A 13,983-nucleotide genomic window follows, 5' to 3' on the forward strand; every position below is an offset into this window, starting at 1 on the left:
GCAGCAGGTTTGATCGTGCGTTATCAATGTGACTCGCGCGGCACGGCAGATCCCCGGCAGCCGACGAGGAAATCGAGGTCCGCGCCCTCGTCGGCCTGCGTCACGTGCTTGATGTACATCGACTGGTAGCCGCCCTTCATGGCCGGTGGCGGCGCGCTCCAGTCGGCGCGCCGGCGCGCCAGCTCGGCCTCGTCGACGTCCAGGTGCAAGCGCCGTCCCGCCACGTCCAGTTCGATCATGTCGCCGTCGCGCACCAGCGCCAGCGGCCCGCCCACGGCCGCTTCCGGCGCCACGTGCAGCACCACCGTGCCGTAGGCCGTGCCGCTCATGCGCGCGTCCGAGATGCGCACCATGTCGCGCACGCCCTGCTCCAGCAGTTTTTTCGGCAATCCCATATTGCCCACCTCGGCCATGCCCGGATAGCCCTGCGGGCCGCAATTTTGCAGCACCATCACGCAGCTAGCGTCGATGTCGAGCGCGGGATCGTCGACGCGCTTTTTGTAATGCTCGATGCTGTTGAAGACGACGGCGCGGCCACGGTGCTGCATCAGCTCGGGCGACGCGGCCGAGGGCTTGATGACGGCGCCGCGCGGGGCCAGGTTGCCCTGCAGGACGGCGATGCCGCCTTCGTCCTTGAATGGCTGCGCCAGCGGCGTGATCACCTCGGGATTGAAATTTTCCGCCTCGGCCACGTTGACGGCCATGGTCGCGCCCGTGACGGTGAGCGCCTCGCCATGCAATTTGCCCAGCAGGTCGCGGATGATCACGGGCAGGCCGCCCGCATAGTAAAAGTCTTCCATCAGGTACTGGCCCGACGGCATCAGGTTGAGCAAACAGGGAATGTCGCGGCCCAGGCGGTCCCAGTCGCCCAGGCGCATGTCGACGCCGATGCGCCCGGCAATGGCCAGCAGGTGGATCACGGCATTGGTCGAGCCGCCGATGGCGCCGTTGACCATGATGGCGTTTTCAAACGCTTCGCGCGTGAGGATCTGCGACAGTTTCAGGTCTTCATGCACCATGTCGACGATGCGCCGGCCCGTCAGCTGCGCCTGCAGCTTGCGGCGCGCATCGACGGCGGGAATGGCCGCATTGCCGGGCAGGGTCACGCCCAGTGCCTCGACCATGCTGGCCATGGTCGAGGCCGTGCCCATGGTCATGCAGTGGCCGGCGGAACGCGACATGCACGATTCGGCCTGCTTGAATTCGTTTGAGGTCATGCGCCCGGCGCGCACGTCTTCGGAAAACTTCCACACGTCCGTGCCCGAGCCGATCGGCTTGCCCCGGTAATTCCCGTTCAGCATGGGGCCGCCCGACAGCACGATGGTGGGCAAGTCCACGCTGGCCGCGCCCATCAGCAAGGCAGGGGTGGTCTTGTCGCAGCCCGTCAGCAGCACCACGCCGTCGATGGGGTTGGCGCGGATCGATTCTTCCACATCCATGCTGGCCAGGTTACGGAACAGCATGGCCGTCGGGCGCAGATTCGTCTCGCCCAGCGACATGACGGGAAATTCGACGGGAAAGCCGCCCGCTTCAAGCACGCCGCGCTTGACCATCTCGGCCAAGTCGCGGAAATGGCCATTGCAGGGCGTCAGTTCGGACCAGGTATTGCAGATGCCGATGACGGGACGGCCATCGAAAGCGTCGCTGGGATAGCCCTGGTTCTTCATCCAGCTGCGGTGAATGAAACTGTCCTTGTCGTCGCCGCCAAACCACGCTTGCGAACGCAAGGGACGCTTGTTCTTGTTGCTGCTCATACTGTCTCCTGCGGGGAAATCAAGCCGCGCGCGGCGGCGATCAGCAGCGCACCGTGACCGGCCAGATAGTCTTGCTGCTGGTCGTCGACGATGATGCGCTTGCCATAAAAAAATCCATGTTCTTCGATCAGCAGGCCGAGCGCCTGGCGCAGCATGGGCTTGCCGGTAATGACGAGCGGCGTATCGGGCCGCATCTGGATGGCGGTGCTGTTGCGCAGCGCCAGCAGGTCGCCGCTGAGGACGGCGCCCATCAGGAAATTGGCCCGCTCATTGCATTCGATCGCGCTGAACTGGCCCAGGGTGCGCACGCTGAAACAGGCGCGCGCCAGCCCCGTTTTTTGCGCCGCGGCCGCGCCGGCCAGCAGCATTTTCGGCACCAGGGTCTGGGCAAAACCGCCATCGACCGATTGCTTGATCAAGGTGTGCTGCGTGATCGCCTGCAGCAATTCCCCGGCGATGGTGGTGCTGCAGCCGAGGATGCGGCGCTGCTCGTCGACGCTGATCAGTTTGGTATGCGAACCGGGCATGATCAGGGTCGCCGCGCCGCGCAACTGCAGGCGCTCGAGCAGCGCGACGACTTCCGTCTCTTCTCCGCGCATCATGTCCATCGCTTCGACGTTATGCAGGCCGACGGCGCCATGCTGGTTGCGCACGCCGGGAATCAGCCACAGGGGCTGCGCCAGCACGTCGGGCAAGTCCACCGCCTGCATGCCTTGGGCCAGCTGGGCCAGGCCGGCGGGCGCCGGCAAATGCGGCACTTCCTGCACGCCCATGGGCGAACTGATCATGCCCGAAGCGAGCGCCAGGTCCACGGCCGACGGCGCGATGCCCGCGCTGGCCAGCACGCTGGCGATGGTGTCGCGCAGCGCCTGTTTCAGCGCGCCGTTATGGCCATCGATGGCGGTATTGCGCACGCCCGTTTCCAGCTGCGCCTGGGCGACGACGGCGCCGCCGCGCCACAGCAAGGTACGCGTATTGGTGGTGCCGGCATCGATGGTGAGTATGTTCATGGGCAGGTTCGCAGCGTCGGTAAGGGCAAAAATAAATGAGGGAAAAACTACCTCATGGTAGAACTGCCCCGCATATCTGACCAATCACTTATTTGACATCATTGATACCGGTTCGGATATGTCAAACGCATCGATATCCTGCACGCCCAAACGGTAGGCGAGCTGGAACCGCTTCACCTGTCCCGGCTGCAATTGCACGCCCTGCGCCAGCAGGGAAAAACAGCGCGCATCGGAATACAGATGGCAGCTGTCCTGGGTGCTGGAAAAACGCAGGACCCGGCCGGAAGCGGGGTCGGCAACCTGCGCCGCCTCGCGCAGCTGGCCGCTGCCCGTCCAGTAAAAGTCATGCCGGAATCCCGCCGATTGCGCCAGCGCGGGCCAGGCCAGGCGTGAGGCGAGCGGCGCCGGCTGGCGGAAATCAAACGCGCTGCCCGCCACGTCGAGCGGAGCGCTGCAAGAGTGGCCGCCAGGCCAGTAGCGGTCCGCAGCCAGGCGCAGCACATGGTCGCCCACAGCGGCACGGCCGCCCTGCAGATTGAAGCGGGGCGCGGCAAGCGCAAAACGGGAAACCGCATCGGCCGTGGCGGCGCAGTCGAGGTGCAGGCTGCCATCGTCGTCAAGCCGATAGGCCAGTCGCACCGACAGGCCGTCGTGCGCCAGGCGCAGCAGCAAGTGGCCGTCGTCCGGCGGGTCGCACCGCCAGCCCGTGGACGCGTGCGCCGCAGAGGGTGCCGCGCCCAGCACATCGGCCAGGCGGCCATAACGGTCGGGCGCCCACCAGGCCCGCACGCTGGCATCGTGCGCGTCGATGGCCACGCGCATGCCGCGCGCATTGCGCAGCAGATGCATCATGGCGCCTGCCCGGGCGCTGGCGGCGGCCGGCTGCGCTGCTGGAATTCGCGCGGCGTGCAGCCAAGTTCGCGCTTGAAGACGGCGTGCATGTACTGCACCGTGGTAAAGCCGCAACGCACGGCCACCTCGGCCACCTGTCCCGGCCCGCGCGCCAGCAGGGTCTTGGCCGCATCGAGCTTGAAATGCAGGATCTCGTCGTGCACGCTGCGCCCCAGCTCGTGGCGGAAGTGCGCTTCGAGCGAGGAGCGCGACACGCCCACGTAATCGGCCACCTGCTCCGTCTTGATGCCCTGGCAGGCGTACTGGCGGATGAAGTGGCGCGCCTGCATCACCTGCGGATGCTGGAAGGGCTGGTGGCGCGTGGACGCGAGCACGTTCAGGCCGGCCGGCGGCACGAGGATGCGCGTGCCGGACAGGCGCGCGCCGTTGAGCATCTGGTGCAGCAAATGCGCGGCCGTGCGGCCCATTTCCTCGGTGCCCTGGATCACGGAACTCAAGGGAATGCGCGTGAGCATGCGCGCCAGCGGGTCGTTGTCGATGCCGATCAGGGCCACTTGCTCCGGCACGGCGATGCCCGCATGCATGCACGCTTGCAGCAGCTGGCGCGCGCGCGCGTCGCTCACGGCGATGATGCCGACGGGTTTTTCCAGGCTGTTGAGCCAGGCGATCTGCTGCTCCACCGCCTCGTCCCAAGACGGCGCGCTGGTAGCCACGCCCCGGTACACGTCGGCGCGCATGTGGTCGCGCTCCATCAGGGCGCAAAACGCCGTTTCGCGCTCCTGCGCCCAGCGGTTGACATCGGCCTCGGGCAGGCTGAAACAGGCAAAGCGGCTCAAGCCCGCTTCCACCAGGTGTTCATAGGCCAGCTTGACGATCTTGAAATTATCGGTCGCCACGTACGGGATGCCGGCCGGGTAATCGTCCTCGCGCGCATACGAGCCGCCCACGGCCACCACGGGCAGGCGGCTGTGCGCCAGCGCCGCGCAGACGGCGGGATCGTCGAAATCGGCGATGATGCCGTCGCCCTGCCAGCGCTCGATGCCGGGCAGGCGGCAGCGGAAATCCTCTTCCAGGAACAGGTCCCACGACACGCGCGTGGTGTTCAGGTAGGCGGCGATGCCCGCGATGATGTCGCGGTCGTAGATCTTATTCCCGTTAAACAGCAGCGCGATCCGGTGCGCGGTCGGCATCTTCATGGTGTCTCCTCCCGTGCCAGATCGTTTCACGGCTATCTGCGTCCGGCTCGCGTGCTGACATCGACCCACACGGCGAGGGTGAGGATACTGCCTTTCACGATCATCTGCCAGTAGGTGTCCACGTCCAGCATGGACATGCCGTTATCGAGGCTGGCCATCACCAGCGCGCCAATCAGGGCGCCGTACACGGTGCCCGAACCGCCGCGCATCGAGGTGCCGCCGATGAAGCAGGCGGCGATGGCGTCGAGTTCGCTGAAGGTGCCGGCCGAGGGCGAGCCTGCCGCCAGGCGGCCCGTGTTGATCAGGCCCGCCAACGCGCACATCAGGCCCATGATGCCGAAGATCCACAGCTTGACGGCTTTCACATTGATGCCGGACAGGCGCGTCGCTTCCATATTGCTGCCGACGGCGTAGATGCGGCGGCCGAACACGGTCTGGCTGGTGATGTAGCTGAACAGCCCCAGCAGGGCCAGCAGCAGCAGCACGGGCAGCGGAATACCTTCATAGCCGTTCAGGGTCCGCACGAAGGCATACAGCACGGCGCCGATGACGGCCAGGCGCAGGCCGTCGGCCCACGACGCCGTCTGCGGCAAGCCATGCTGGGCGCGGCTGGCGCGCGCGCGCCACGTCAGGAAGGCGGCCAGCAGGAACAGGCCGATGCCCAGCACGATGCCGGGCACTGCGGGCAGGTAGCCCTGTCCCAGGTAGACCATCGGCTCGGAGACGGGCGCGATCGTGATGCCGCCCGTGATGCCCAGCAGGATGCCGCGGTACGCGAGCATGCCGCCCAGTCCCACGATGAAGGACGGGATGCCCCGGTACGCCGTCAGGTAGCCATTCAAGAGGCCAATCACCAGGCCGCAGCCGAGCACCGCCATCAGGTTCAGCGCCAGCGGCCAGTGCTGCGTGACGTCCAGCACGGCGGCGATGCCGCCGAGTAGCCCCAGCAGGGAGCCGATCGACAGGTCGATCTCGCCGGCGATAATCACCAGCACCATGCCGCAGGCGAGGATGCCGGTGACGGACATCTGGCGCAGCAAATTCGACAGGTTGCGCGGCGTGAGGAAGCTGCCCTCCGTCTTCCACGAAAAGAAGGCCCAGATCAGCGCCACGGCGATCAGCAGGGCCAGCATCTTGTATTGGGTGAACAGCTGTTTGATACTGTGCGGTTTCATGCTGCGGGTTCCTTGTTTGCGGTGTTGGCGGCGGGTGCCGGGCGCTGGTCCAGCGCCGCCGCCAGCACGGTTTCCTGGCTCAGGCCATCGTTGATAAAGTCGCCGCGCAGGCGGCCTTCGCCCATCACCAGCACGCGGTCGGACACGCCCAGCACTTCGGCCAGTTCCGACGAGACCATGATGATGGCCACGCCACGGTCGGCCAGCGCCAGCATCAGTTTGTAGATTTCATATTTGGCGCCCACGTCCACGCCGCGCGTGGGTTCGTCGAGGATCAGCACGCGCGGGCGCGTCAACAGCATCTTGGCCAGCACGGCCTTTTGCTGGTTGCCGCCCGACAGGCTCGTAATGGGCAGCGACGGGCTGGCCGCCTTCAGTTCCAGCTGCGCGATCTCGCCGCGCACGGCCTTCAATTCCGCCTCGCCATCGATGCGCGTGGCGCGCGCGAATTGCTCCAGCACGGCCAGGGTGATGTTCTGCCCCACGTCCAGATCCGGCACGATGCCGTGATGCTTGCGGTCTTCCGGCACCATGGCCAGGCCCATGGCGATGGCCTTTTGCGGGGACGAAGTGTCGATGCGGCGGCCATCGAGCCACACTTCGGCCTGGCACGGCCCCTGGTAGGCGCCGAACAGGGCCGAGACGAGCTCCGTGCGCCCCGCCCCCACCAGGCCGGCGATGCCGAGGATCTCGCCCTTGCGCAGGGTGAACGACACGTCGTCGACCCGCTTGCGCTGCGGGTTGTCGGCATCGATACAGCTCACGTGGCGCGCCTCGAACAGCACTTCGCCGATGGCCGCAGGCGCATTGTTCCCCACTGCGCGCTGCGGATACAGCTGGCTCATTTCGCGGCCCACCATCTGCGCGATGATGCGCTCGACGTTCATCTGCGCCATCGGCGTGGTCGCGATATGCTTGCCGTCGCGGATGACGACGATGGTGTCGCAGATGGCCGCCACCTCATCGAGCTTGTGCGAAATGTAGATGCAGGTGACGCCCTTGGCTTTCAGCGCGCGCAGGATATCGAGCAGCACGGCGATTTCCGAGGCCGTCAGCGACGACGACGGCTCGTCGAGTATCAGCAATCGCGCATTCTTGTTGAGCGCCTTGGCGATTTCCACCAGCTGCTGGTGGCCGCCGCCGTAATTCATCACCGGTTGCGCCACGTTCAGTTCGGGAATTTTCAGTTCGCGCAGCAGCTCGTCGGCGCGCTTGTACATGGCCGCGTAATGCATGCGCCCGCCGGGCAGGGTAAGCTCGCGACCCATGAAGATATTCTCGGCAACGGACAGCTGCGGCACCAGCATCAGTTCCTGGTGGATGATGATGATGCCCGCGTCTTCCGTGTCGCGGATCGATTGCGCGCGCAGGGGCTGGCCATCCCACAGGATCTCGCCGTCCCAGGTGCCGTGCGGGTACACGCCGGACAGCACCTTCATCAGGGTCGACTTGCCGGCACCATTCTCGCCGCACAGGCCGATGCACTCGCCGGCCCGCACCTGCAGGTCGATGCCGTCGAGCGCGCGGACACCGCCAAACTGTTTGACGATGCCTTTCATTTCAAGCAAAAATTCAGACATCTGAGCTCACATTTATTGACCAGGAAGGAGGCGTAGGTCGGGTTAGCGCGCAGCGCGTAACCCGACACCACCACTTAATTACCCAGCTGCGCCTTGGTATAGAAACCGTCATCGACGAGAATGTTCACGTTCGCCTTGGTCAAGGGCGTGGGTTTGAGCAGCACCGTGCTGACTTTTTTCAGGCCGTTGTCATAGCTGGAGTTGTAGGCCGGCTTTTCATTGCGCGCCAGTTGCACGGCCAGCTTGGCCGCTTCGGCAGCGATGGTTTTCAATGGCTTGTAGACGGTCATCGATTGCGTGCCGGCGATGACGCGTTTCACCGCCGCCAGATCGGCGTCCTGGCCCGAGACGGGCACCTTGCCGGCCAGTTTTTGCGCGGCCAGGGCCTGGATGGCGCCGCCGGCCGTGCCGTCGTTCGAGGCGACGATGGCGTCGATCTTGTTGCCGTTGGCCGTCAGCGCGTTTTCCACGATGGACAGCGCTTCGGTGGCGCTCCAGTCCTTCACCCACTGCTGGCCGACGATCTTGATGTCGCCCTTGTCGATGAACGGTTTGAGCACCTTCATCTGGCCTTCGCGCAGCATCTTGGCGTTGTTGTCGGTCGGCGAACCGCCCAGCAAATAGTAATTGCCCTTCGGCTGCAGCTTGGTCACGCCTTCGGCCTGCATTTCGCCCACTTTCTCGTTGTCGAACGAGATATACGCATCGATATCGGCGTTCAGGATCAGGCGGTCATACGACAGCACCTTGATACCGGCCTTTTTCGCTTCCTTGACGGTGTTATTGAGCACCGTGGCGTTGAACGGCACGATCACCAGCACATCGACGCCGCGCGAGATCAGGTTTTCGATCTGCGAAATCTGGCGCTGCTCGCTGGCGTCGGCCGACTGCACGAAGACCTTGGCGCCCTGCTTTTCGGCGGCGGCGATGAAGAAATCGCGGTCGCGCGTCCAGCGTTCCACGCGCAAGTCGTCGATGGAAAAACCGATCTTCGGGTTTTTCGCATCGGCCAGGGCGGCGCTGCTGCTCAATGCCAGCATGGCGGTCATGATGGCTGCACTGATGATCTTGTTCATTGTGTGTCTCCTTGTGGATTTTATTAACGACGTTTTTTCACTGCGGGTGCTGCTGAAAAATTTTATGTCTGTGGTGGTGTCGGGTTACGCGCGCAGCGCTAACCCGACCTACGTGCTGCGACTGCTAATGGTTGTGGCGCGGCAAGGTCTGGCCCACGGCGCGGTATTTCAGGGCCAGCTCCATGCAGGCGCCCGTTTCCAGCTGGCCCACGCTGGCGCGGTAGAGCTCCTGCCACGGCGTGGCGCTGTCATTGACGGGCGGCGGCAGTTCCTGGGCGCGGCGCGCCAGTTCCTGTGCCTCGACCAGCATGTCGCACTGCCCCCCGTTCAGGTCCACGCGGATGATGTCGCCCGTGCGCAACAGCGCCAGGCCGCCGCCCACGGCGCTTTCCGGCGACGCGTTCAGGATCGAGGGACTGTCCGAGGTGCCCGACTGGCGCCCGTCGCCCAGGGTCGGCAAGTTCAGAATGCCCGCCTTGAGCAAGGCGTCGGGCGGCTGCATGTTGACCACTTCGGCCGAACCGGGCCAGCCCACGGGACCGGCGCCGCGCATGACCAGCATGCAGCTGTCGTCGATATTGAGCGCCGGGTCGTTGATGCGCGCGTGATAGTCGCTTGAACCGTCAAAGACGATGGCGCGCGCCTCGAACACACCCTCGCTGCCGGGGCGCGACAGATAGCGCTCGCGGAAAGCGGGCGAGATCACGCTGGTCTTCATGATGGCGAAGTCGAACAGGTTGCCCTGCAAGGCCATGAAACCGGCCTTTTCCTTCAGCGGCGCGGCAAACGGGCGGATCATCTCGCGGTCCGCGCTTTCGCGGCCTTGCAAGTTGGCCGCCATGCTCTGGCCCGTGACCGTCAACCGGTCCGCATGCAGCAAGCCCGCCTGCTGCAGTTCCCACATCACGGCCGGCACGCCGCCGGCGCGGTGGAAGCGCTCACCCAGGAATTTGCCGGCCGGCTGCATGTTCAGCAGCAGCGGCACGTCGTAGCCGTGCGCCATCCAGTCGCTCGAGTGCAATGCCACGCCCGCATGGCGCGCCATGGCCATCAGGTGCGGCTGGGCGTTGGTGGAGCCGCCGATGGCCGCGTTGACGATGATGGCGTCCAGGAAGGCCTCGCGCGTGAGGATGCTTGAAGGACGGACGTCCTCGAACGCCATGTCGACGATGCGGCGTCCCGTCTCATAGGCGATCTGGCCCCGTTCGCGGTACGGCGCGGGGATGGCCGAGCAACCCGTCAGGGACATACCCAGCGCCTCGGCCAGCGCATTCATGGTCGATGCCGTGCCCATGGTGTTGCAGTGGCCGGCCGATGGCGCCGAGGCGGCGGCGATCTGCAGGAATTTGTCGTTGTCGATCAAGCCGGCGGACAGCTGGCGGCGGCCCTTCCAGATGGCCGCGCCGGAACCGACCAGTTCGCCGTCCATCCAGCCGTCGAGCATGGGGCCGCCCGACAGCACGATGGCGGGAATGTCCACCGTGGCGGCGGCCATCAATTGCGCCGGCGTGGTCTTGTCGCAGCCCGTCGTCAGCACCACGGCGTCGATCGGATAGCCATGCAGGATCTCCACCAGGCCCAGATACGCGAGGTTGCGGTCCAGCGCGGCCGTGGGACGGCGGCAGTTCTCGAAGATCGGGTGCAGCGGGAATTCCATCGGGATGCCGCCCGCGTCGCGGATGCCGTCGCGCACGCGCTGGGCCAGCTCCAGGTGGATGCGGTTGCAGGGACTGATATCGCTGCCGCTTTGCGCAATGCCGATGATGGGCCGGCCCGAACGCAGTTCCTCGGCCGTGATGCCGTAGTTCATGAAGCGCTCGAGGTACAGCGCCGTCATGTCGATGTGGTCGGGATTGTCGAACCAGTCCTGCGAGCGGAAACGCCGCGCCTGGCGGTTGCCTGGGGTGCTCATGCGCCGTACCAGCCTGCGTCGACATAGTATTCGCGTCCCGCGCACTTGGCCGCGTTGTCGGACGCGAGGAACAGTGCCAGCGCCGCCACGTCTTCCGGCTCCACGCGCAGCTGCAGGCATTGACCCTGCAGGATCACGGCTTCCGCTTCCGGCGTATGCCACAGCCGCTCCTGGCGCGGCGTGCGCACGGCGCCGGGAATGATGCAGTTGACGCGGATGCCGTCGGCACCCAGGTCGCGCGCCAGGCCGCGCGTCAAGCCCTCGATGCCGGCCTTGGCCGTCATGTAGATCGACAGGTTCGCCTGCGCCAGGTGCCAGGAAATCGAACCCAGGTTGAGGATCACGCCGCTGCCCTTGGCGCGCATGGCCGGCGCCACTGCCTGGGCGCAGAAATACTGGTGGCGCAGGTTGACGGCGATGCGCTCGTCCCAGTAGGCGGGCGTGACGTCCTGCAGCTGGTGGCGGTCGTCATTGGCCGCGTTGTTGATGAGGATATCCGTGGCGCCCGCGCTGTGTTCAATCTCGGCGAAGGTGGCGGCCAGGGCCGCCAGATCCGTCAGGTCGCAATAGCGGAAAACGGGCGGCTGCGGCAGGTGGGCCAGCTTTTCCTGCAGCGCCAGCGACGCTTCGCGGGCGATGTCGAGGAAGGTGACGTGGGCGCCCTGGCGCGCGAACGCCTCGACGATGGCCACGCCGATGCCGGTGCCGCCGCCCGTGATGACGACGCGCTGGCCTGCCAGGCTGGGGTAAGTTGCATGCTGCATGTTATCTCTCTTTTAAAAAAATCGGATCAAAGCAAACCGCGTTTGGCCAGGTTCTGGTACAGCGCGCGCACGCCGAACGTCCAGGGGGCAATCGCATCGCAGCGCTGCACTTCGTTGACCAGCGCGCCCAGCGCGGCGCTGGCAATCGTCACGCGGTCGCCCAGGTGGTGCGTGAAGCCGCCACCCTGCGCGCCACGGTCCTTCACGGGCGAGAACATGGTCCCCAGGAACAGCATGAAGCCGTCCGGATACTGGTGGTACTGGCCTGCCGTCTGGCGCACCAGGTCGAGCGGGTCGCGGCTGATCTCGCGCATGAAGCTGGCGCCTTCGAGCACAAAACCGTCGTCCGCGCCCTCGATCAGCAGCGACACTTCCGCCTGGCGCACGGTGTCGAGCGTGAAGTGTTCGTCGAACAGGCGGATGAAGGGGCCGATGGCGCAGGAGCCGTTGTTATCCTTGGCCTTGCCCAGCAACAGGGCGCTGCGCCCTTCGATGTCGCGCAGGTTGACGTCATTGCCCAGGGACGCTCCCAGCACCTCGCCGCGGCTGTTGACGGCCAGGACGATCTCGGGCTCGGGGTTGTTCCAGGCGGACGATGGCAGCAAGCCCACCTGCGCGCCGCAGCCCACCGACGACATCGGCTGCGCCTTGGTAAACACTTCCGCATCGGGGCCGATGCCCACTTCCATGTATTGCGACCAGGCGCCGCGCTGCTGCAGCTGCTGTTTCAGCCGCTGCGCCGCGTCCGAGCCCGGTTTTAATGCGGACAGGTCGCCGCCCAGGGTCGTTTGGAGGGCGGTGCGCAGGCTCGCCGCGCGTGCCGCATCGCCGCCCGCCTGTTCCTCGATCACCCGTTCGAGCAGGCTGACGGCGAAGGTCACGCCGCAGGCCTTCACGGCCTGCAGGTCGCACGGCGCCAGCAGCAGCGGCTCGCCAGCCGGCGCGGCCAGCGCTTGTTCCAGCAGCGCCTGCACGGGGCCGAGCGCGATGCCGGGCGCATGGCGGGCGATATCGAGCGCATCGCTGCGTTCGAACAACTCGGCCACCGTCGCTACCGTCTGTGTGATGTCGACCACCTCGCCGCCGCGCACGGCGACGACGCAGGGGCCGTCGCGCCAGATGCGGCCGATGAGGAGGGCCTGCGCCAGGTCGGCGGGCAACAGGGAGGCGGGGGAAATCGGCTGCATGGCAAGCTTTCAAAAGGTCGTGTCGGGATGGCTGGTCTTCAAGTTCGGACCGATTCTGCGCGCCGCCCTGTGTCGCCGCAATTACGAAAATCACCAAATTGAATGATGATTATTGGTATTGCAGTGCACCAAAAAAAGCCGCCGCCCGGCCCCCGTTCCCGTCCTTTCCGCAGGCGGAAAAGCATGCAATGGCGCATCGCATCAATTGGCCTATCGATATCGTTTTGGATATCGGCTATGCGAAAAAAGTGATTGGTGAGGGATGGATGGACAAACTAGTATCAGCCGTGGCCTGCAATCGGCCATCCGCACGGAGCCCGCCCTGTGGGACGACGGCCCTGGCACATTCAACTATCGAAGACGGTGGAGACCTGAAATGAAAACAACAATGAAAATGCTGACCGCGAGCCTGGCGCTGGCCATCTCCGGCATGGCGGTAATGCCCATGGCAAGCGCCGCCGACAAGGGCGCGATCGGCATCTCGATGCCGACCAAGTCGTCCATGCGCTGGATCGCCGACGGCGACAACATGGTCAAGGTATTCAAGGAGCGCGGCTACAAGACGGACCTGCAGTTTGCCGACGACGATATCCCGAACCAGCTGGCGCAGGTGGAAAACATGATCACCAAGGGCGCCAAGGTGCTGGTGATCGCCGCCATCGACGGCACCACCTTGTCGAACGTGCTGCAAAAGGCGGCCGACAAGGGCATCAAGGTCATTTCGTATGACCGTCTGATCCGCGGCACGAAAAACATCGATTACTACGCCACCTTCGACAACTTCCAGGTCGGCGTGCTGCAAGCGGGTTATATCGAATCGGCGCTGAAACTCAAGGAAGGCAAGGGTCCGTTCAATATCGAACTGTTCGGCGGCTCGGCCGACGACAACAATGCGCACTTCTTCTACAACGGCGCGCTGTCGGTCCTGAAACCGTACATCGACAGCGGCAAGCTGGTGGTGCGCTCGAAGCAGATGGGCATGGAAAAGGTCGCCACCCTGCGCTGGGACGGCGCCGTGGCGCAGGCCCGCATGGACAACCTGCTCAGCGCCTACTACGGCAATGCGCGCGTCGACGCGGTGCTGTCGCCGTATGACGGCTTGAGCATCGGCATCCTGTCCTCGCTCAAGGGCGTCGGCTACGGCACGCCGAAACAGCCGTTCCCCGTCGTGACGGGCCAGGATGCGGAAATCCCGTCGGTGAAATCGATCATCCGCGGCGAACAGGCATCGACCGTGTTCAAGGACACGCGCGAACTGGCCAAGGTGACGGCCAACATGGTCGACGCGATGATGAGCGGCAAGACGCCGGCCGTCAACGATACCAAGACCTATAACAACGGCGTGAAGGTCGTGCCGTCCTACCTGTTGAAACCGGTCACCGTCGACAAGGCGAACTGGAAGCAGGTGCTCGTCACCGGCAGCGGCTACTACACGGAAGCGCAAGTGAAATAAGCATCCAAGGTACTGAAGGCCCGG

At 65.2% G+C, this 13,983-nt stretch carries 12 protein-coding genes; 2 read left to right on the plus strand and 10 right to left on the minus strand.

The genetic code is table 11. The features are described from left to right. Window positions 1-23: 23 nt before the first annotated feature. The 10 genes from araD to ACQ4WQ_RS15260 all read right to left on the minus strand — a co-directional run bounded on the left by araD (window position 24) and on the right by ACQ4WQ_RS15260 (window position 12,506). Window positions 24-1,754, minus strand: coding sequence for an L-arabinonate dehydratase (gene araD, locus ACQ4WQ_RS15215; RefSeq protein ID WP_436498137.1), 1,731 nt, complete (start codon window positions 1,752-1,754; stop codon window positions 24-26). Then, on the minus strand, window positions 1,751-2,764 hold the full coding sequence (locus ACQ4WQ_RS15220) for a 2-dehydro-3-deoxygalactonokinase (protein WP_070218950.1): 1,014 nt from the start codon (window positions 2,762-2,764) through the stop codon (window positions 1,751-1,753). The genes araD and ACQ4WQ_RS15220 overlap by 4 nt, the downstream gene beginning before the upstream one ends. Before the next feature lie 84 nt (window positions 2,765-2,848). Beyond that, window positions 2,849-3,616, minus strand: coding sequence for an aldose epimerase family protein (locus ACQ4WQ_RS15225; RefSeq protein ID WP_326457810.1), 768 nt, complete (start codon window positions 3,614-3,616; stop codon window positions 2,849-2,851). Beyond that, complete coding sequence (locus tag ACQ4WQ_RS15230; protein WP_070218948.1) at window positions 3,613-4,812, minus strand: XylR family transcriptional regulator; 1,200 nt, start codon at window positions 4,810-4,812, stop codon at window positions 3,613-3,615. Before ACQ4WQ_RS15230 ends, ACQ4WQ_RS15225 begins: the two co-directional genes overlap by 4 nt. A 32-nt stretch (window positions 4,813-4,844) precedes the next feature. Then, window positions 4,845-5,987 (minus strand): sugar ABC transporter permease, encoded by a 1,143-nt coding sequence (locus ACQ4WQ_RS15235; RefSeq protein WP_230504313.1) that lies wholly within the window; start codon window positions 5,985-5,987, stop codon window positions 4,845-4,847. Continuing rightward, window positions 5,984-7,567: a D-xylose ABC transporter ATP-binding protein gene (gene xylG / locus ACQ4WQ_RS15240; protein WP_436498140.1), complete on the minus strand. Its 1,584-nt coding sequence runs from the start codon at window positions 7,565-7,567 to the stop codon at window positions 5,984-5,986. The genes ACQ4WQ_RS15235 and xylG overlap by 4 nt, the downstream gene beginning before the upstream one ends. 74 nt (window positions 7,568-7,641) lie before the next feature. Next, complete coding sequence (gene xylF / locus ACQ4WQ_RS15245) at window positions 7,642-8,616, minus strand: D-xylose ABC transporter substrate-binding protein (protein WP_099377905.1); 975 nt, start codon at window positions 8,614-8,616, stop codon at window positions 7,642-7,644. Between the two features lie 151 nt (window positions 8,617-8,767). Then, on the minus strand, window positions 8,768-10,555 hold the full coding sequence (locus ACQ4WQ_RS15250; protein WP_436498142.1) for an IlvD/Edd family dehydratase: 1,788 nt from the start codon (window positions 10,553-10,555) through the stop codon (window positions 8,768-8,770). Beyond that, on the minus strand, window positions 10,552-11,319 hold the full coding sequence (gene xylB / locus ACQ4WQ_RS15255; protein ID WP_436498144.1) for a D-xylose 1-dehydrogenase: 768 nt from the start codon (window positions 11,317-11,319) through the stop codon (window positions 10,552-10,554). The genes ACQ4WQ_RS15250 and xylB overlap by 4 nt, the downstream gene beginning before the upstream one ends. A gap of 26 nt (window positions 11,320-11,345) precedes the next feature. Continuing rightward, complete coding sequence (locus tag ACQ4WQ_RS15260; protein ID WP_436498146.1) at window positions 11,346-12,506, minus strand: fumarylacetoacetate hydrolase family protein; 1,161 nt, start codon at window positions 12,504-12,506, stop codon at window positions 11,346-11,348. A 98-nt stretch (window positions 12,507-12,604) separates the two neighbouring features. Here ACQ4WQ_RS15260 and ACQ4WQ_RS15265 point away from each other — a divergent pair, with 98 nt between their 5' ends. Both ACQ4WQ_RS15265 and chvE read left to right on the plus strand, forming a co-directional pair. Further along, on the plus strand, window positions 12,605-12,886 hold the full coding sequence (locus tag ACQ4WQ_RS15265) for a hypothetical protein (protein ID WP_436498148.1): 282 nt from the start codon (window positions 12,605-12,607) through the stop codon (window positions 12,884-12,886). A 50-nt stretch (window positions 12,887-12,936) separates the two neighbouring features. After that, window positions 12,937-13,959, plus strand: coding sequence for a multiple monosaccharide ABC transporter substrate-binding protein (gene chvE, locus ACQ4WQ_RS15270; protein ID WP_414654751.1), 1,023 nt, complete (start codon window positions 12,937-12,939; stop codon window positions 13,957-13,959). Window positions 13,960-13,983: the final 24 nt, after the last annotated feature.

Source organism: Janthinobacterium goodfellowi (assembly GCF_051380695.1).
GTDB lineage: Bacteria > Pseudomonadota > Gammaproteobacteria > Burkholderiales > Burkholderiaceae_D > Janthinobacterium.

What these genes read in the sequence shown, in the direction of transcription:
- araD (WP_436498137.1), bottom strand. Translation starts at nt 1,754, where the DNA reads ATGAGCAGCAACAAGAACAAGCGTCCCTTGCGTTCGCAAGCGTGGTTT.
- ACQ4WQ_RS15220 (WP_070218950.1), bottom strand. Translation starts at nt 2,764, where the DNA reads ATGAACATACTCACCATCGATGCCGGCACCACCAATACGCGTACCTTG.
- ACQ4WQ_RS15225 (WP_326457810.1), bottom strand. Translation starts at nt 3,616, where the DNA reads ATGATGCATCTGCTGCGCAATGCGCGCGGCATGCGCGTGGCCATCGAC.
- ACQ4WQ_RS15230 (WP_070218948.1), bottom strand. Translation starts at nt 4,812, where the DNA reads ATGAAGATGCCGACCGCGCACCGGATCGCGCTGCTGTTTAACGGGAAT.
- ACQ4WQ_RS15235 (WP_230504313.1), bottom strand. Translation starts at nt 5,987, where the DNA reads ATGAAACCGCACAGTATCAAACAGCTGTTCACCCAATACAAGATGCTG.
- xylG (WP_436498140.1), bottom strand. Translation starts at nt 7,567, where the DNA reads ATGTCTGAATTTTTGCTTGAAATGAAAGGCATCGTCAAACAGTTTGGC.
- xylF (WP_099377905.1), bottom strand. Translation starts at nt 8,616, where the DNA reads ATGACCGCCATGCTGGCATTGAGCAGCAGCGCCGCCCTGGCCGATGCG.
- ACQ4WQ_RS15250 (WP_436498142.1), bottom strand. Translation starts at nt 10,555, where the DNA reads ATGAGCACCCCAGGCAACCGCCAGGCGCGGCGTTTCCGCTCGCAGGAC.
- xylB (WP_436498144.1), bottom strand. Translation starts at nt 11,319, where the DNA reads ATGCAGCATGCAACTTACCCCAGCCTGGCAGGCCAGCGCGTCGTCATC.
- ACQ4WQ_RS15260 (WP_436498146.1), bottom strand. Translation starts at nt 12,506, where the DNA reads ATGCAGCCGATTTCCCCCGCCTCCCTGTTGCCCGCCGACCTGGCGCAG.
- chvE (WP_414654751.1), top strand. Translation starts at nt 12,937, where the DNA reads ATGGCGGTAATGCCCATGGCAAGCGCCGCCGACAAGGGCGCGATCGGC.